Genomic DNA, 17642 nt, shown 5'->3' with positions numbered 1-17642 from the left:
CGCGGGGCGGGGTGACGCCCACTCAGTGGTGGAGCTACGGCTACAACTGAACACCCGGCACCACGCAGCCGTGCCTGAGGTCAACCCGTCAGCCCTTCCTCGTCCGTGTGCGTGAGGTTCTGGAGCGCTTGGCGCGCTCTCAGCGTCTGGGGGTGGTTGGGGCCTTGAACGCGGGTCCGGTCGGTCAGCAGGTCGGCGAAGGCTTCCTTGGCCTGGTGGGCCTGCCCGGTCACCGCCCAGAGCGCGTACAGCTCATGACGGGTGTCCAGGGTGTCGGGGTGGATCGGGCCGAGGACGCGGCGCTGCTGCTGCAGCAGCTCCGTGAGCATGGCCAGAGCGCTGTCCCTGCTTCGGCCGACCGCTGTCCACTGGGCCAGCAGGCGCTTGGTGGTCATCGTGTCGGGGTGGTCTGCTCCCAGGACCTCGACCCGGTCCCGGTGCACTTGGTCGAGTGCGTCGATGGCGGTCACCGTACGGCCCGCCTCGCCTTGTACGCGGGCCAGTACCTGGCGGGCGGCGAGCGTGAGCGGGTGCCGGGGGCCCTGGACCCGGGCGCGGTCCCTGACGATTTCGGTCATGGCCCGGACCGCGCTGTCCGGATCGCCGGCGAGTCCGTGCAGGGCGACCACCTGGTGTCGGGCGCCGATCGTGTCGGCGTGGTCGGGGCCCTGCACACGCAGCCTGTCCGCTAGCAGTACCTGGTACGCCGCAAGGGCCTCCGGGACGAGTCCGGCCTCGATCCAGGTGGCGTACAGGTTGTGCCGGGTCTCCAGGCTGTCGGGGTGGTCGGGGCCCTGGATCCGTAGCCGGTCTTCGAGCAGGGCGGCCAGATCGCGTTCGGCGCCGTCCCTGTCCCCGGCTGTCCATTGCCACCAGATCAGTTCGTGCCGGGTGGCGAGAGTCTCCTCACTGTCCCGCCCCAGCAGGCGCAGCTCGTCCTCCAAGAGGGCGGTCAACTCGGTGACGGCGACGGCCACTTCGCCGCGCTGGCCGCGCTCGGTGGCCAGGTGTCGGCGCACCGCGAGGACGGAGGGCCGCTCACCACCGAGGTACTGGGTGGCTCGCTCCAGCAGTCGGGTGTAGTGGCGGACGGCGGCGTCGACGCTGCCGGCTTCGCTGAGGCTGCGACCGACCCGTACGAGCAGGGGGTGGACGTCCGTTCTGAGGAGCGCGGGCCCCCCGCTGCGGATGAGAGCGGCGGTATTGGCACGGAGGCTCTGGATCAGGGCGGTGTCGCTCTCCTGTTCGGGCCAGGCGGCCAAGAGCGCGTCGGCGGCCGGGGCAGCCGGGTCTTCCAGGTCCCCGAGGGCCTCGCGGGTGGCACGTTGGACGAGTTGGTGGACCCGCACCGAGGTGGTGGGGGTGGCCGGGGTGTAGTCGATCAGGCTGAGGCGGTGCAGGGCGGCCAGGGCCAGGCGGGCATCGCGGGTGGGAACGGGGGCCGCGTCGGGGGCCGGGCTCCGCCCTTCCACGGCGGTGTCTGCGGTGGCCCGCCCGGTGCGGTTGCGGGCGAGGTAGGCCCGGGCCGGGGCGGAGGTCAGCACCGCGTCGGGGATGCCGTTGGCGTCCAGGAACGCTGCCAGGTGGAGCATGGGGCGGGCCAGGCCGCGCTGGCCCAGGGTGTCGGCGTGATCGGCGGACAGCGACCAGGTGGCGGCCACCGTGAGCGTCTGCTGGTCGGGGAGGCGGTCGGGGGCGGTGTCGCGGAGCGCGGTGGTGCGGTCGGCAAGCAGGGCCCGGTAGTCGGCGCACGGGACCAGGCTGTCGATCAGGTAGGCAGTGGCCTGGGCCAGGGCCAGCGGCAGGCGCCCGAGGTCGGCGGCGAGTGCGATCAGGTCGGTCTCCGGCTCGGCGCGGTGGTGCGCGGTGAGCCGTTCGGTCAGGTAGTTCTGGGCTTCGGCCGGGGTGTACAGGCCCACGTCCACCAGTTCGCGGTCGGCGCCGGCCAGGGCGGCGTCGCGGCGGCGGGTGGTGACCAGGGTGCGGCCGTGTGGGCTGGCCGGCGGCCACAGGCCGCGCAGATCGTCAGGGTCGGCGAGATCGTCCAGAACGACCATCCACCGGCACATCGGCACCGCGGCCGCGCTGCCGGCCAATACCAGCGGAGGAGGGGCGAGCCAGGCCAGGAACGCCGTGGCGGCCTGTTCGGCGTCCTCCGGGTCGGCCCGGCACAGCTCGACGGCGGCCCGGGCCAGTCCCGCGACCACATCGGCGCGGCTGCTCGCCGTGATCCACACCAGCACGTCCAGCTCACCGGCATCCCAGGCGGTGTGGGCGTGGTCGGCGGCCAACTGGGTCTTGCCGACCCCGCCCATCCCGCTCAGCACCGCCTGACGCAGCACCACCGTGCCTCCGCCCTGCATCGAACAGCGCAACCCCTCGGCCTGGACCCGCTGTTGGAAGCTTCCGGCCCGCGCAGGGAGCACACCGACCTGGTGGGGCCACGGCGCCGGCTCCCGCGGCGTCGGCCGCTGGACCGTCAACTCGTGGATGTAGCCGCTGATCGCGGTCGCACCCGGTGCGGTAGCCGTCGCTGACCCGGTGCCGGAGATGCTCACCGGGCCGGTGGAGCGCCCCGCGTCCGGGGCAGGGGCGGACAGGCCGGACACCGCGTGCCCGTCGGTCAGGCCGATCGCCTCACCGGTGTTCACCACCGCATCCTGATCCTGGGTGCTGCTGTCGGCATCGGCCGGCGCGTTCCTGCGGCGCCTTCGCGGCCGTGCACCACTCACGTGCCATCTCCTTCGCGTGCCCATGGACTCCGCCGCGCTCGACCTGCCCCGGTCAGCTGTAGTCGATACCGCTCGTGGCCTCGCCGTTGGCGCCGGTAGCAGTGGCCTTCCCGGTGCTGCGCGCGGTCGCCTTCCCGCCACCGCGGCCCCCCGGGCGCCGCACACCCGCGACCGCGCGGCCCCCGTCACGGGCGACGGCGTCCCCGGTGTCGGACGCCTCGTCCACCGCGCCGGCGTCCGGGCGTTGGAACAGGGCCCACACCAGTGCGACGATCCCCGTCGCCCCTTGCACCGACGCACCCGCCAGCTGACCTGGATCCGAACCGCCAACCAGCCAGACCAGAGGCGTTGTGGCGATCAACGCCACCGCCCCGACGACGGCCACCGCCTTCCAGGTCCGCGACAACACCACCGCTCCTCCTTCCCGGAACAGCTGCTCTTCCACGACCCGCCAGCAGGAAACTACCCGCAGTCCCCGTATGGCTACCGTAAGAGACGCTGCCGGGTTCCTTGGGGTTCCCCCGATGTGGGGCACCCTGGAGCAGCAGTTGGACCAGTGCTGGGACCTGCTGCGGCGGTGCCGTGCCGCTGCCGATTTACACTGGACTGTACAGTCCAGTTACGGGAGGCGGGTCATGGGCGGGCAGTTGACGGCGAAGGGGCGGGCGACGCGCAGCCGGATCGTCGTGGGGGCGGCGGCGGTGCTCCGGGAGAAGGGTGTCGGCTCGGCGACGCTGGAGGACGTGATGGCGCGGACCGGCACCAGCAAGAGCCAGCTGTTCCACTACTTCCCGGCCGGCAAGGACGCCCTGCTCGTCGCGGTGGCGCAGTTCGAGGCGGACCAGGTCCTGGAGGACCAGCAGCCGTACCTGGGCTGCCTGGACTCATGGGAGGCATGGGAGCGGTGGCGGGATGTGGTGATCGAACGCTATGAGGCCCAGGGGGACGAGTGTCCGCTCGGGTCCCTGTTCCTCCAGATCGGACGCTCGACTCCCGGGGCGCGGGCGATCGTGGTCGAGCTGATGCGCCGCTGGCAGGAGAGCTTGGCGGCGGGCATCCGGTCGCTCCAGGCCGCGGGCCGGCTTCCCGCCGTACTCGATGTCGATACCAGGGCCGCCGCGCTGCTGGCCGCGATTCAAGGGGGTGTGTCGATCCTGCTGTCGACGGGTCAATCCACCCATCTGCGCGCCGCCCTGGGCCAGGGGATCGCGGACCTGCGCCTGGCGGGCGGCGCAGGTCGGTGAGATGACGGTGCGTCACACCCCGGCCTGGGCGGCGGCGGGTGTCAGCCGGCGATGACGGCGACGGTCGTGCGCCCGCCGTCGACGTCGAGCACGATGCCGTGGACGAAGGCCGACTCGTCGCCGGCCAGGTACACGGCGGCGTTGGCGATGGCGTCGGGGGTGCCCACCCGGCCTGCGGGTGTGCCCTTCATCATCACCTCGCCGGGGTGGACCTGGCCCGGGGCGGGTGTCACCACGACGCCCGGCGAGATCGCGTTCACCCGCACGCCCCGCGGCCCGAACTCCGCCGACCAGGCCCGGGTCAGGGTCTCCATGGCCCCTTTGGTGGAACTGTAGAGGGCGCTGATCGGGATACCCAGGCGTGCGATCCAGGAGCCCAGATTGATGATCGCTCCACCGCCGGCCTCCGCCATGGCGGGCGCGACGGCTGCGGTGAGGAAGAACGGGGCCTTCACATTGACCGCGTAGACCTGGTCGAAGGTCTTCTCGTCGGCGGTTTCCGTGGTGTTGCTGGGGAAGATGCCCGCGTTGTTGACCAGGACGTCGATGCGACCGCCGAGGACGCGCGCGGCCTCCCGGGCCAGGTCCTGGGAGGCCGCGGCGCTGCCGTCCAGGGTTGCCTGCACGAAGTCGGCCCGACCGCCCCGGGCGCGGATGCCGTCGACGACCTCCTCGCCGCGGGCGGCACTGCGGCCCGAGACGACAACGTGTGCCCCCTCGGCGGCGAACGCCTCCGCGATGGCCCGTCCGATGTTGCTGGTTGCTCCGGTCACCAGGGCAGTCCTGCCCTTGAGGCGCGACGACATGGTCCACTCCGCTGCTTCGATCTGCGCTACGAGCCGTACGACCGAACCACCCACGGTGTTCGACCGGCCGGGGCCCTGGACGGCCAGGGCGGAGTGCCACTGTGCGACGAAGAAATTGGACCCGCAAGTCCAAAATGCGCTACCGGTCGGCGAGCCGGGTGCGGTGGGTGGCGACGTCGGCTGCCAGCCGGGCCGAGCCGCACTGGTCGGCCAGGACCGCGGCCCGGTCCAGCCAGCCGGCCACCGCGTCGCTGCGGCCGGCGTCCAGCGCCAGCGTGGCGGCCGTGAGCAGGGTGCGGGCCAGCTCCAGGCGCTCACCGCAGTCGGCGAAGTCGGCTATCGCCTCCTGTGCGCTGCGCAGCGCGCCGTCGCTGTTCCCGCGCAGGGCGTGGGCCCGCATCCGCGCCCGCAGGGCGAAACCCCGCCGGCCCGCGGAGGGAAGCTGTTCGACGCTCTCCTCGGCGAGCCGCGCCCAGCGGTCGACCGCGGCCTGGTCGCCCCTGGCGGCTGCCACCTGCGTCAGGCTCTCGCACCAGCGGGGTCGGCGCCAGGCGGTGAACCTCGGCAGCTCGTCACCGCCGGCCGTCTCCAGCAGCAGCCATCCGGCCCGGGCCGGGTCACCGGTGTGCAGGATGAACTCGGCGTTGGTACAGCGGACCGAGACCGCCCACGAGGTCAGGGCGGACCCGACGGCCGCCCTGGCCCGTTCGGCCGTGGCGGTCGCCGCCTCCAGGTCGCCCGGGTTGTCGCGCCAGAACAGCGCCTCGGCCCGCAGGGTCATCAGGACCGCCTCGGTGGCGACGTCGCCGATGCGTCTGACGTGCTGGTCGGCCTCGTCCAGCGTCGCCAGGGCGCCGTCCAGGTTCCCCGAACGCAGCTGGGCGTTGCCGAGGACCGTCAGCAGCTGCGGATGGATGTAGGTCTGACCGGTGCGCCGGGAGAGTTCGGTGCCCCGGGTGAGGTGGCGTTCGGAGTCGACCAGCCGTCCCAGCATCCCTTCGGCCAGGCCCACTTGGAACGGGGCCTCCAGGTTGGTCACCAGCGTTGCGTCGGGGACGGCGTCGAGGAGTTCGGCGGCCCTGGTCATGGCCGCCGTCGCCCGGTCCTGGTCGCTGGTGAACAGGTGGGCGAGGGCGGCCTTGCCCAGGGCGTAGGTCTCGCCGACCCGGTCGCCGTGTCCGCGGGCGAGCGCCGCGGCCGTCTCGGCGTGCTGCCGGGACGTCTCGAAGTCCTGCACGTCGTAGGCGTAGTCGGCCAGTTCGGAGTGCAGCGCCGCGGCCGTCGGCGAGTCGTCGTCGGTCAGCGCCGCGAGTCCGGCGCGGGCGAGGGCGCCGGCTTCCGTGTAGCGGCCCAGTCGCCGTTCGGTCCGGCTGGAGTCGGCGAGCGCGGTCGCCTCACCGGGCGGGCCCTCGGGGATGTCCGGGCGCAGCGCCTCGAGCAGGGCCCGGCTCTCGGAGGCGTCCCCGGTCAGCAGCCGGGCGCGGGCCAGCAGGACCTTGGCCTCGTACCAGTGGGCGCTGTTCTCCTGGAGCAGTGACAGCGCGGCCTGCAGATGGCCCTTCGCGACGGCCGGGGAGGTGTAGATCACGCCGCGGGCCGCCGCGATCAGCGTCGTCGCGTGCTCCGGACGCCGGGGGTCCGCGGCCTGCGCCACATGGTGGGCACGTTCCGCGATCGGTGCCGCTCGCGCCGCCAGTTCGGCCTCGGCGCGCTGGTGCAGTTCGGTCCGGCGGCCGGGCTGGAGCCGCCTGTAGACGACCTTGCCGACGGCTGGGTGACGCAGCGTCAGCTGGGACGCCGGCTCGGCCGGGCGGACCAGGTCCAGCCGGGCCAGGGTGTCCAGGGCGGCCATGGCCGCGGGTGGTTCCAGGCGGGCGACGGAGGTGAGGAACTCCGGGTGGAACGGCCCGCCGAGCACCGCCGCCACCTGCACCGCGGTCAGTGCGTCGGCGTCGAGGCCGGTGAGTTCACCGAGGATCGCGGTCTCGGCGTCCACCGCGGTCCCGTCGTCGGCGCCCAGGACCTGGAGGTACTGGGGATTGCCCTCGGCCTCGCGGAGCACCTGCTCCAGGTCCGGCCGGTCGCCGAGCAGTTCTCGGGCCTGCTGCGGGGAGAGCGGCCCCAGGTGCCACACCTCCAGGAACCCCGCGGACGACGCGCGGGAGAGCACGGCCGCGAGCGCCGGGGACAACTGGCGCTGCCGGTAGGACAGCAGGCACAGCACCGGTTCGGCGGTGGTCGCCCCGATCAGCCGCTCGACGTCGGCGACGCGCTCGGGGGCGAGGTCGTGCAGGTCGTCCACCACCGCCAGGACGGCGGCACGGTCGGCGCCGCGCGCCATGACCTGGTGCGCGTCCGCGCCGCCCGGCAGGCCAGGCAGAGCTGGCAGCGCGGTACGGCTGCCGTGGGCGGTGAGGACCAGGACTCCCTGGTCCCTGGCGTGCGCCGCGGCTGCCCGCAGCAGTGCGCTCTTGCCGATGCCCGGCTCCCCGACCAGCGCGATGGCCCGCCCCGTCCCCGCCGTGAGATCCGCCAACGCCCGTACCACCGCATCGACTTCGATGCCGCGGCCGACCAGTGGGCGGGCCCGGGCCGGCCGCGGGCCGCCGCCCTGCGGGCCCGCGGGCGCGGGCGGGACGGGGGAGTCCCGCCGGTGCAGCCGGCGGAACGCGCCGTCCTGAGCGCCGCTGCGGGTCACGATGGAGGCCAGCGCGGCCCGGGAGGACACCCCGGTCTTGCGGTAGATCCTGGCGATGTGGGATTCGACCGTGCGGGGGCTGAGGTAGAGCTCGGCGGCGATCGCCGGGCTGCTGAGCCCCTCGGCGACGAGGCCGGCGACCTGCCGTTCCCGGGTGGTCAGCGAGACCAGTTCGCCGACCGGTGTGCCGAGCGGTTCGGCGACCGGTTCGCCGACCTGTGCGCTCGTCGGCGGGAAGACCGCCGGGCGCAGGCGCTCGGCCAGGCCGACGAGCAGCTGCGATCCGCCTTCCGAGGCCAGCCGTGCCCCCCGGTGCCAGCTGTCGGCCGCGCCGGCCCGGTCCCCGGTGGCCCGTGCGTGCGGGGACGCGAGCAGCAGCGACTGTGCCTCGCGGAGGGTCGCCCCGGACCGGGCGCTCTGCTGGGCCGCTTCGGTGAACAGCCGGGCCGCGCCGGCGGAGTCGCCGCGGTGGGCGGCGACCTGGGCGAGGCTGCGCAGCGCGGCTCCGTGCTGGGCCGGCAGCGCGAGCTGCTTCGCCTCCCGGCGGGCCCGCTCGGCCCAGCGTACGGCGGCGTCGGTGTCGCCGGTGGCCAGGGCGGCGCTGGTGAGCGTCTCCAGGTAGTTGGGGCGCATCGTGGGCTGCAGCCGGTGCAGATCGGGACCGCCGCCGGTGCGCACCAGGATGTCCGCGGCCCGGTGCGGATCGCCGGCGTCGAGTACCGCGTAGGCGAGCATGCACCAGGCCACCCGGGCCCACCAGCTCCCGTTGGCGGCGGCGCAGGCCGCGGCCTCCTCGGCGACGGCCAGCGCGGTCGGACGCCGCGGTGAGCGGGCCTGGAGCAGGATCTGCGACTGGAACGCCAGGGTGAAGGCGAGCAGGTCGCCGCTGCCCAGGGTCCGTGCGATCGGTTCGGCCTCCTCGGCCAGCTCCAGCGCGGTGGTGATCCGGCAGGTGCAGAGGTGGACGTAGGCCTTGGCGGTCAGGAAATGCGGCACCAGGAAGAGCTGGCCGGTCGCCCGGGCGATGTCGAGCCCGCGGTCCAGGTGGCTCTCGGCACGGGTGTAGTCCTCCAGGAAGGCCTCGGTCCAGCCCAGGGTGCACAGCGACTCGCACAGCTCGGCGTGGGCGCCGTCGGTCAGTGCGTCCGCCCGTGCGGCGGCTGTCCCGGCGAAGGTCCGGGCAGTGGCGGTGTTTCCTTCGTAGGCCTCGCCCATGGCGATCCGGGCCAGGGCGCCCACCTCGCCGATCGTGTCGCCGACCGCGCGGGCGGCGTCCAGCACCCCGCTGATGTCGCCCCTGACCTCGGGGAAGCGGCAGGCGGAGATGACACAGGAGCACAGCTCGAGCCCGATTCTGACGGCCTGTGACGGCGACGGTCCTGGGCTGCGCCCCAGTTCGCGGCGCAGCAGCGCCTCGGCCTCCCGGTGGCGTCCGAGCAGCCGCTCAAGCTGGGCGCGCAGGGTGACCGCGGCGGTGTGGACGTCGTCGTAGCCGTCCGGGGCCGCCATGGTCATGACCTGGCACAGCAGGTCCCGGCTCTGCTGCAGTCCGCCGCTCACGCCGAGGGCGCGGGCCTGTGCCAGCGTCAGTTCGCGGCGTGCGGCGAGGTGCTCGGGGCTGTCCGGGAGGAGGCGCAGGGCCACCCGGTACCAGTGCGCGGCCGTGGCCGGCGCCGCCGCGGCGCTCTGCTCGGCCGCCGCGACCAGGACCGCGGCTGCCCGCGGGTCCCAGTAGGTCACCGACTGCTCGACATGGTGGGCCTGATCGAGGACCGAGGCCCCGGCGGCGGCGAGTTCCGCCGCGGCCCGGCGGTGGAACTCCTCGCGCTGCCAGGCGTCGATGTTCTCGTGGATCAGTGCCCGGATCAGCGGATGCCGCAGCGTCGTAGGTCGCCCGTGGTGTCCCGGCCGCAGGAGGTCACGCTGCATCAGTTCCCGCAGCGCGTCGGCGACCTGCTCGGGGGCGAGGCTGGTGAGCCGGGCGATCATCGCGGGGTTGGCGTGGTCGCCCAGGACGGCCGCGGCCTCCAGGACCCGGTAGCGCGCCGGGCTCAGCGGCGCGAGCTCGTCGAGCAGCAGGGCCCCGAGCCCGGTGGGCAGGCCGTCCGGTTCGCTGAGCGGACGGCCCGTGGCCGCGGCCGTGCCCACGGCAGGACCGGGCCCGGGCAGCGGGCGGGACTCGCGCTGGGCCTGCAGGAGGGCGAGGAAGTAGAGGGGGTTGCCGTCGCTCGCCCGGTACAGATCGGCGGCCTGCGGCAGCGGCAGGTCACCGGCCAGGGCCGTGACGCAGTCGCTCTCGCTCAGGGGTCCCAGCGCGATCCGGAGCACGGCCCCGCTCTCCACCTTGTCGGCGAGGGCCCGGGTGAGCGCCGGCGGAGTCTGCCGCTCCCGGCGCGAGAGCACCAGGAGCAGGGGCGAGGGCACGGGATGGCGGACCAGGTGGTCCACCAGCTCCAGCGACGCCGGATCCGCCCAGTGCAGGTCGTCCAGCACCATGACCAGGCTGTGGTCGAGGCGGCCCAACAGGGCCGCGGTGGACTGGTACAGGCCGAACCGGTCGGCGGTGCCCGGCGCCGTCGGCGTCTCGCCCGCGCCCCGAAGCACCGGGGACAGCTCGCCCAGCGCCGGGAAGCGGCGCATCGCAGCGGGGTCGAGGTCGGCGAAGGCGTCGGCGAACGGCCGGAACGGGCTGTGCCGTTCGTACTCCGCGGCCTGCCCGCGCAGCACGGTCACCCCGCGGCCGCGGGCCCGGGCGCAGAACTGCGCCAGCAGCCGGCTCTTGCCGATCCCGGCATCGCCGGTCACGTCGACCACCGCCGGTCCGCCGCCGCCGAGTTGGTCCAGTACCGAGTCCAGCAGACCGGCCTCGGCGGATCTGCCGACGAACGGCACTCTGCCGGTTCGCTTCGGTGGGCCGACGTACGCGTGGACCACAGGTGGCTCCCCTTCAGGCGAATCGGCTGCAGGGCCTAGAGCACTTTTGTACACCATGCAAACACCAGTTTGTACGACTTGTCCGTCAGCTGGCTGCCCGTCAGCGCCGGTGCCCTACGGGCGCGGTCCGGCCCGCGCGGGGAGGTGCGGACCGTGACCGGACCTGCGGCTTCGGCCCACGCCGGGTGCGGGTGTGTCCCTGGCCAGGCAGATGCCGTCGGCGTAACTCGGCCGCAGCGCGGCGGCGACCTCGTGGTCGCGGATGAGGATCGTGCTGGTGTGCGCGGCCGGCTCCTCCGGGGCCCGCTCCTTCACTCTTGGTATCCGAGGGAGTACACCTCGTGATACGGTCGCCGACCGGTGCGCAACCCGTCGCGGGTGGGTTGGGCGGCAAAGGTTCCTGGGGGTGGGGGCCCGACATGGTGCATCTTGCTGCGTACGTGGGAGCGGTGGGGACCAGCGGCTGGGACTCGTTCTACAGCGGGCGGTTGAGGCTGTGCGTACAGTTCCTGGTGCCGTTCGCGATCGCGCTGGCCGTCCTGGTGGGCGTCAGCGGCATGGTCACCCGCTGGATCGTCTTCCGCGACGCCGAGGCGTGGGGCAGGGGGGCCCGCGGGGCCTGGGCTGTTCCCGGCTGCCTCGCACTGCTCGCGGCGGCGGTGTTCGTGCCGCTCTTTCCGCTGTTCGCCCCCTTCACGGCCGGCTCCTGGCTGCGCTGGGCCTATGGTTTCGGGCTGATCGTTCCAGCGCTGGCGCTGCTGCTGGTCGGCGCACGGCCGGACTTCCACAGCCGGCACTGGCCCGGCCTGACCGGTCGTCGGCAGTTGCAGCTGCCCGCGATGTTCGTCCTGCTCTGCCTCTGGAGCGCGCTCGGGAGCGGCTTCTACTTCTGGGGCCGGAGAGAGCAGTTGCTGCTGGCCGAGTTGTCGCTGGCGCTGTTCGGGGTGACGGCGACCGCGCTGGCCCTGGGCCAGTCCCTGCGGCTGCAGGTGGAGACGCTCGGCGCGGACGGCAGCCCCGACGCGTCCGCGACGGACTATGTGCTGGCCAGGATCCAGCAGTCCGACTCGCACAAGGCCAACGGGTTGGGCATCTCCCGGTCCGCCGATCTCAGCGCGCTGATCACCGCCGACTTCAGCGCCGTCCCGGTCGGGGCCCTCGCCTCGTGGGCGGCCCGCGTCATGTTCGGATTCCGTCCGGGGCTGACCTGGCGGGCCCGGGTCACCGTGGTCGACGAGAACCGCGTGGTGGTCGCCCTGACCAGGAACAGCCTCAATGTCGAGAACACCATCATCAGCCGCGGACACCTGGGCCTGCCCGAGCTGCCGGCGCACCTGAAGGCTCCGCAGCTGGAGGCCGAACTGGGGCGTGCCCATGCCCAGTTGCTGACCGGCGCGGCGGCCTGCATCCTGGTCTGCCTCAGCCGGGTCCACACCGAGCTGCGGCACGGGCTGTGCGGCGCGGAGCAGTGGCAGGGCGTAGCGATGCAGATGATCGCCGATGAGCCGGCCCTGGTCCAGGACGCCGGACTCAGGCTCGGCATGCTGCGCAGGGCCGTGGAACTCGAACCCCGCTACGGAACGGCCCGGCTGGCCTACCTCTACGCGCTGCACGACCAGTTCCGGGGCCCCTTCCAGGAACGGCTGCGGTTCGCCAGGTGGATGGACAGCCTGGTGGCGCTGGCACAGGAGGAGGACGGGAGCACCCGGAAGGGCTGGGAGGTCATCCGGATGAGGGCCGGGTACAGCTCGGTGGCGATGCGCTGGAACCACTGCCTGGAGGAACTGGCCGCCACCTGGAACACCTCCAGGACGCTCAGCCGGGTCGGGTCCGAGGCGCTGAGTGCGGCCGGGACCAGGGCTGCCGAACTCACCGCGTACTGCGAAGGGGTCCGGCCCCACCAGGACGGCAGGTACGCGGCCTGGTACGCCGGGAGGATGGTGCCGCTTGCGGCGAACCTGACGGCCTCGATCGACTTCCTGGAGGCCGCCCGGCGCGGCGAGGGCCCGGCCGAGTGGCCGCGCGGGGCACTGGCCGTGGACCATCCGTGGCCGCGACTCGCCTATGTCTACGGGTGCTCGGCGGCCCTGGTCCGCGACTTCGACGGCACCGGACGCGAGCCCGCGGACCTGCTCGACTGCTTCACCTTCGCCACCGCCACGGACGCGGACCGCCGGGAGCTGCTGAACGACCCCGCCTACGCCCTGCTGCGAAGGGCCGGGAAGTCCGACGAGCTCGACGCGCTGCTCAGCCCGGTGACGTCCGGGGTCCAACTGCTGGAGCTGCCGCCCTTCGCCGCGTGCGCGCCGCAGCTGACCCGGATCGGGGTCACCACCGTGGACGCGCTGCGGCGGCGGGTCGCTACCGCGCAGCAGCGGGCCGCCCTCGCGCAGTACCTGGACCTGGACCCCGTCGTCGTCGCCCACTTCGCCGAGCTCGCCGAACTCGCCGGTCTCCACCGTGACTTCGACGACCCGACGGTACTCAAGCTGCTGCTCGGACTGGGCGTCGACTCCCGCCGTGCCCTGCTGGAGCAGGTGGACCCGGACGAAGCGGCCTTCCTGGCCCGGCTGCGGACGCTGGCGGCCAGGGACGGACTCGGCGGACTCCCGGCGGTGGCCCACCCGGGGGACTGGCTCGCCGCCGTACGCGGCCTCACCGCCCCCGCGATCCCCTGACCGGCCCCGCGATCCCCTGACCGGACCCGATCGCGGGGCCGTACGTAGGGCCGGGCGCACGTCCGCCGGCGTACGTGGCACTCAGGGCTTGAGCGCCACGCCGCCGTACATCCCGATCCGGTCGTCCCCGGCGAGGACCTGCTCGTCCGGGTGCCACTGCGACAGCCTCACCACGCCGGGGGCGACCGGCTCCAGGCCGTCGAAGAACGCGGAGATCTCCTTGTGGCTGCGCACGGCGGTCCGCACCGACGACCGGGCGTAGGCCTTCGCCGTCGCGCCCACCCCGTCCGGGTCAAGGTCGGCGGTCACCTGCGACAGCACCAGCGCACTGCCCGGGGCGACCGCGTCCATCAGGGTGCGCACCGCGCCGTAGGGGTCGTCCTCGTCGACGACGAAGTGCAGGACCGCGACCAGCAGCACCGCGACGGGCCGGTCGAAGTCCAGGCGCCCGCGTACCTCGGGATTCTCCAGGATCTCCGCCGGACGGCGGACGTCCCCGGCGACGATCGTCGCGCCCGACGGCGCGGGCTCCCCGCGGTGAGCGCGGGCGTGCGCCAGGACGATCGGATCGTTGTCGACGCCGACGATCCGTGCGTCGGGCCGCACCGACAGCGCGGTCTCGGCCGTGCTGCCGGGGGCGGGCAGGCCGATGCCGATGTCCAGGAACTGGTCCAGGCCGGTCTCGGCCAGGTGCCGCACGGTGCGGGTCAGGAAGGCGCGGTTGACGCGGGCGAAGTCCCGGACCGGCATCGCCTCCAGGGCCTTCTCCGCAGCCGCGCGATCGGCCGGGAAGTGATCCTCGCCGCCGAGCAGATAGGAGTAAATGCGCGCCGGCGTGGCCACGGTCGGATCGATCAGGTCCCCGTTCAGGTCGCCGTTCAGGTCGCTGTTCAAGGGCTGCACGTCCGGCACGTCGTCCTCCACCCCGTCGCCATTGCTGCTGGCCTGAGCCTAGCGCGGGGCCGTCGCCTCGATCCGGGTTCAGACCGGCCGGGCGGCGGTCCGGAGGCCGTCCATCAGGAGGTTGAGCAGGCGATTGGCCTTGGCCTCCTGCTCGGGCCGGGGGGCCACGGTGAAGATGCCGATGAGGGAGGCGGCGATGTCTTCCGCCGTGACGTCGGGGCGGAGGTCGCCCGCCGCGTGGCCGGCGTCGAGGATCGTGGTGATGGCCGTCAGCAGCTCGGTCCGGGTCTGGGCATGGGCGATCTCGCCCGACTCGATCATCGCGAGCAGGGTGTCGAGCATGCCGTTCTTGGTCGCGATCCAGTCCCCGAACAGGTCCATCCAGCGCCGCATCGCCACTGCCGGGGGCTGCTGTCCGAGCAGCTCGCGGGCGCCGGTCGTCAGCCGTACGACCTGGTCCCGGTAGACCGCGTCGACCAGTGACTCGCGGGTCGGGAAGTGCCGGTAGAGCGTGGCGATGCCGACGCCCGCCTCGCGGGCGATCGCACGCATCGACGGCTCGGCGTCGGCCGAGGCGAACACGCGGGTCGCCACCGCCAGCAGCTGGTCGCGGTTGCGGGTTGCGTCCGCCCGCGGCGCGCGTATCTCCGCCTCGGGCAAAACGGATCGTGCTCCGTTTGTGTTACGGTCATCCATGTAAACGGAGCATAGTCCGTTTCAAACGTTCCCGGTTCCAAGGAGGCAGACGTCCATGCAGGAACAGAGCGCTCAACCGCAGACGGGCAGGAGCAGGGCGGTCCGGCTCGATTCATTCGGCGGCCCGGAAGTCCTGGACGTCCGTGAGGTTCCGGCTCCGCAGGCGGGCCCGGGACAGGTCCGAGTGCGGGTCACCGCGGCCGGCCTGAACCCGATGGACTGGTTCATGACCGCCGACGCGGGCACCGCCGCGCGGTTCGGGTTGACCCTCCCGGCCGGGTTCGGGACCGACTACGCGGGAGTGGTCGACCAGGTTGGTGACGGGGTGACCGGCTTCGCCCCCGGCGACCGGGTGTTCGGGGGCGCCCTGTCCCGCGCGGTCGCCGACTTCGTGGTGATCGACCCGGCCGGGGAGGTCGCGGCGAACGAGGCCCATCACACCCCCGACGGCGTCGACGACCGCACCGCCGCCACCCTCACGATCGCCGGCCGCACGGCATCCGCCGCCCTCGCTGTGGTCGACCTCGGCCCGAACGACACGGTGCTGATCGGCGGCGCGGGGGGCGGGGTCGGGGTGTTCGCCGTCCAGCTGGCCCGGATCGCGGGAGCGCGCGTGATCGGGACGGGATCGGCGGCTTCGTCCGATTTCCTGCGCGAACTCGGCGCCGAGCCGGTCGCCTACGGCGACGGCCTGGCCGACCGGGTCCGAGCCCTCGCTCCCGGCGGCGTCACTGCCGCCCTCGACCTGTACGGGGTGGAGACAGTGCAGGTCGCCAGGAAGCTGGGCGTTCCGGACGGCCGCATCTGCACCATCGCCGCGCAGGTCGACGGCGTGTCGGCGGCCAACGGCGCGAACGCGGCTCCCGGCGCGCTGGAGGAGATCGCCCGCATGGTCGCGGCGGGCCGGCTCCGGGTGCCGGTCGCGGCGAGCTTCCCGATCGAGCAGATCCGCCGCGCGGCCGAGCTCCAGGCCGGGCGGCACGTGCACGGCAAGGTCGTGATCGACCTCTAGGTGTACTGGCCCGCGAGGTTGGGGACACGTCCCGCGGGCACGGTTCATTCGCCCGCGGCGTCCTCGGCCTCCCAGCGGAGCAGGTCGCCCGGCTGGCACTTCAGCACCTCGCAGAGCGCGGCGAGGGTCGCAAAGCGCACCGCCTTGGCGCGGCCGTTCTTGAGCACCGCCAGGTTGGCGGGCGTGATCCCCACCCGGTCGGCGAGCTCGCCCACGGACATCTTCCGCCTGGCCAGCATCACGTCGATGTCGACGGCGATCGGCATCAGATGACCTCGTCCAACTCGGCCTGCAGCTGCGCCGCTTGGACGTCGCGGGTGACAGCCTGGGCGAGGAGCATCCGCAGCAGCAGGACGATGAGCGCGACTCCCAGGATGGCCAGGCCGATCCCGCCCATGATGCCGGTGACGCCCGGATCGTCCCGCTGGCCGGGCGCATTGATGCCCGTGACCGCGAACCACACGAGGGCTGCCGCGACGATCGCGCCGATGATGACGTCCACGTACCGGAAGGCGGCGTGGGAGAAAACGGTGCCGTGTCGCACCATCGTCACCAGTCGCCATACGCAGACCAGGGCGACCTGGGCCGTCCCGATCCCCAGGATCGTGATCACGCGCAGCGGCGTCAGCGGCAGCGACCCGTCCTCCGGATCGTTCCCGCTGACCAGGGCCCACAGCATCAACGCCTGAACAAACACGGTGCCGGTGAGCACCACCACGAGCACGGTGCGCAACGCGCGCACTGTCAGCTTCCCCATGACCACCCCTCCATCGAGCTACGATAGGAACCTATCGAATCACGATAGATCAAGCAAGCGGCTGTACCGGAGGGCGGGCGGGGGTTTCGCCACTCCTCTCGGGCATTCCCCGCTGGAGGCCCATCCCTTGGGTGGCCAGTTGTGCATCGCCCGGACCGTCCCGTCGATCGGCGTTCGCGGGGCCGAGGGCCCAGCTGGCGAGGAGGTCCAGGGCCTGGCGGGAAGGCGAGTCGGCCTGGGCGGTGTAGAGGAACAGGGCAGTGTCGCGGTCGCCGGGCAGGGTGATGGTCTCGTACTCGACGGTGAGTTCACCGACCAGCGGGTGGAGCAGCCGTTTGGAGCCGTGGGTGCGCTGGTAGACCCGGTGCTCCTCCCACCACTGGTCGAACTCGGCACTCTGGGACCGCAGTTCGGCGAGCAGGGCGAGGGTGGCCGGGTCGTGGGGGTCGCGGCCCACTTCCAGCCGCAGGCTCTCCACCGCGGCGCGGGCCTGGACCTCCCAGTCCACGAACAGGACGCGGGCGTCCTTGTCGAGGAACATCCAGCGCGCGTAGTTGCGCTGCTGCGGCGGCATGGCGTCGAAGTCGGTGAACAGCGCCTTCGCCATCCGGTTGGCGGCCAGGATGTCGGTGCGCCGCCCCAGGGCCAGCGCGGGCACGCCGACCAGGGAGTCGAAGAGCTGGTGCACCCCGGGGCGCAGCCGCTGCACGGTGGCGGGCCGTCGCCGGACGGGTGCGGTGCCGGTGCCGATCAGGTCCTCCAGGTGGGCCTGACCGGCCGCGTCCAGACCGAGGGCTCGGCCGATGGCCCGGACCACGGCCGGGGAGGGGACGATGCGCCGTCCCTGCTCCAGCCGGGCGTAGTAGTCGCTGGACACCCCGGCCAGCAGGGCGACCTCCTCGCGCCGCAGGCCGGGCACCCGGCGCACACGTCCGTCCGGCGGCAGGCCGGCGCGCGTGGGGTCGCTCTTGCCGCGGGCGCGTTTGAGGAAGTCCGCCAGTTCGAGGTTGTTCTGTGCCATGGGTCCAGTGTGGTCAGTCACGATCGGATCTGCCTGGGTCGCTGCGTCCTAGGTTGCCGGGACCGGGGCGGCGCAGGGCCGCTTATGACGGCCGCGCCGGGGTGGTGACGGGACAGGCTTGAGGCATCCCGGTCGGGCCGCACCAGTTCCCCGACCACCCC

Annotated in this window: 13 protein-coding genes; 3 read left to right on the top strand and 10 right to left on the bottom strand. The window is 73.2% G+C overall.

Annotation, left to right across the window (positions count from 1 at the left end; all coding sequences use genetic code 11):
* Positions 1-80: 80 nt before the first annotated feature.
* Positions 81-2651: a tetratricopeptide repeat protein gene (locus ACEZDG_RS36200; RefSeq protein ID WP_380518745.1), complete on the bottom strand. Its 2571-nt coding sequence runs from the start codon at positions 2649-2651 to the stop codon at positions 81-83.
* 133 nt (positions 2652-2784) lie between these two features.
* A complete protein-coding gene (locus tag ACEZDG_RS36195; protein ID WP_380518742.1) occupies positions 2785-3144 on the bottom strand; it encodes a hypothetical protein in 360 nt (119 codons plus the stop codon).
* Positions 3145-3367: 223 nt separating this feature from the next.
* Here ACEZDG_RS36195 and ACEZDG_RS36190 point away from each other — a divergent pair, with 223 nt between their 5' ends.
* The gene (locus ACEZDG_RS36190; RefSeq protein WP_380518739.1) at positions 3368-3976 is read left to right on the top strand and encodes a TetR/AcrR family transcriptional regulator; all 609 of its coding nucleotides are present in this window, start codon (positions 3368-3370) and stop codon (positions 3974-3976) included.
* 41 nt (positions 3977-4017) lie between these two features.
* Here the strand turns inward: ACEZDG_RS36190 and ACEZDG_RS36185 are convergent, their stop codons facing one another.
* From ACEZDG_RS36185 to ACEZDG_RS36175, 3 genes are all read right to left on the bottom strand, one after another.
* Entirely contained in the window at positions 4018-4782 is a 765-nt protein-coding gene (locus ACEZDG_RS36185) for an SDR family NAD(P)-dependent oxidoreductase (RefSeq protein WP_380518736.1), read from the bottom strand.
* Between the two features lie 139 nt (positions 4783-4921).
* Positions 4922-10372, bottom strand: coding sequence for an AAA family ATPase (locus ACEZDG_RS36180; RefSeq protein ID WP_380518733.1), 5451 nt, complete (start codon positions 10370-10372; stop codon positions 4922-4924).
* Between the two features lie 156 nt (positions 10373-10528).
* The gene (locus ACEZDG_RS36175) at positions 10529-10729 is read right to left on the bottom strand and encodes a hypothetical protein (RefSeq protein ID WP_380518730.1); all 201 of its coding nucleotides are present in this window, start codon (positions 10727-10729) and stop codon (positions 10529-10531) included.
* A gap of 104 nt (positions 10730-10833) precedes the next feature.
* On the opposite strand from ACEZDG_RS36175, the gene ACEZDG_RS36170 reads away from it, so the two are divergent.
* Positions 10834-13092 carry a hypothetical protein gene (locus tag ACEZDG_RS36170; RefSeq protein WP_380518727.1) on the top strand — a complete coding sequence of 753 codons (2259 nt, stop codon included), beginning with the start codon at positions 10834-10836 and terminating at the stop codon, positions 13090-13092.
* Positions 13093-13173: 81 nt separating this feature from the next.
* On the opposite strand, the gene ACEZDG_RS36165 is transcribed toward ACEZDG_RS36170, so the two are convergent.
* On the bottom strand, positions 13174-14004 hold the full coding sequence (locus ACEZDG_RS36165) for an SAM-dependent methyltransferase (RefSeq protein ID WP_380518722.1): 831 nt from the start codon (positions 14002-14004) through the stop codon (positions 13174-13176).
* A 69-nt stretch (positions 14005-14073) separates the two neighbouring features.
* Complete coding sequence (locus ACEZDG_RS36160; protein ID WP_449341742.1) at positions 14074-14640, bottom strand: TetR/AcrR family transcriptional regulator; 567 nt, start codon at positions 14638-14640, stop codon at positions 14074-14076.
* A 106-nt stretch (positions 14641-14746) separates the two neighbouring features.
* On the opposite strand from ACEZDG_RS36160, the gene ACEZDG_RS36155 reads away from it, so the two are divergent.
* The gene (locus tag ACEZDG_RS36155; protein ID WP_380518713.1) at positions 14747-15703 is read left to right on the top strand and encodes an NADP-dependent oxidoreductase; all 957 of its coding nucleotides are present in this window, start codon (positions 14747-14749) and stop codon (positions 15701-15703) included.
* 44 nt (positions 15704-15747) lie between these two features.
* Here the strand turns inward: ACEZDG_RS36155 and ACEZDG_RS36150 are convergent, their stop codons facing one another.
* The 3 genes from ACEZDG_RS36150 to ACEZDG_RS36140 are packed head-to-tail and all read right to left on the bottom strand — an operon-like array spanning position 15748 to position 17481.
* Positions 15748-15969 carry a helix-turn-helix domain-containing protein gene (locus tag ACEZDG_RS36150; RefSeq protein ID WP_057613216.1) on the bottom strand — a complete coding sequence of 74 codons (222 nt, stop codon included), beginning with the start codon at positions 15967-15969 and terminating at the stop codon, positions 15748-15750.
* Positions 15969-16460, bottom strand: coding sequence for a DUF2975 domain-containing protein (locus ACEZDG_RS36145; RefSeq protein ID WP_380518707.1), 492 nt, complete (start codon positions 16458-16460; stop codon positions 15969-15971). The genes ACEZDG_RS36150 and ACEZDG_RS36145 overlap by 1 nt, the downstream gene beginning before the upstream one ends.
* 49 nt (positions 16461-16509) lie before the next feature.
* Positions 16510-17481, bottom strand: a complete 972-nt coding sequence (locus ACEZDG_RS36140; protein ID WP_380518704.1) for a helix-turn-helix transcriptional regulator — start codon at positions 17479-17481, stop codon at positions 16510-16512.
* Positions 17482-17642: the final 161 nt, after the last annotated feature.

Origin of the sequence: Streptacidiphilus alkalitolerans, assembly GCF_042511045.1 — a bacterium.
Lineage (GTDB): Bacteria > Actinomycetota > Actinomycetes > Streptomycetales > Streptomycetaceae > Streptacidiphilus > Streptacidiphilus alkalitolerans.
This window is presented reverse-complemented; position numbering and strand designations above follow the sequence as displayed.

Excerpts from the sequence above, each read along its gene's own strand:
- ACEZDG_RS36190 (WP_380518739.1), top strand. The coding sequence starts at position 3,368 with ATGGGCGGGCAGTTGACGGCGAAGGGGCGGGCGACGCGCAGCCGGATC.
- ACEZDG_RS36185 (WP_380518736.1), bottom strand. The coding sequence starts at position 4,782 with ATGTCGTCGCGCCTCAAGGGCAGGACTGCCCTGGTGACCGGAGCAACC.
- ACEZDG_RS36170 (WP_380518727.1), top strand. The coding sequence starts at position 10,834 with ATGGTGCATCTTGCTGCGTACGTGGGAGCGGTGGGGACCAGCGGCTGG.
- ACEZDG_RS36155 (WP_380518713.1), top strand. The coding sequence starts at position 14,747 with ATGCAGGAACAGAGCGCTCAACCGCAGACGGGCAGGAGCAGGGCGGTC.
- ACEZDG_RS36150 (WP_057613216.1), bottom strand. The coding sequence starts at position 15,969 with ATGCCGATCGCCGTCGACATCGACGTGATGCTGGCCAGGCGGAAGATG.
- ACEZDG_RS36145 (WP_380518707.1), bottom strand. The coding sequence starts at position 16,460 with ATGGGGAAGCTGACAGTGCGCGCGTTGCGCACCGTGCTCGTGGTGGTG.
- ACEZDG_RS36140 (WP_380518704.1), bottom strand. The coding sequence starts at position 17,481 with ATGGCACAGAACAACCTCGAACTGGCGGACTTCCTCAAACGCGCCCGC.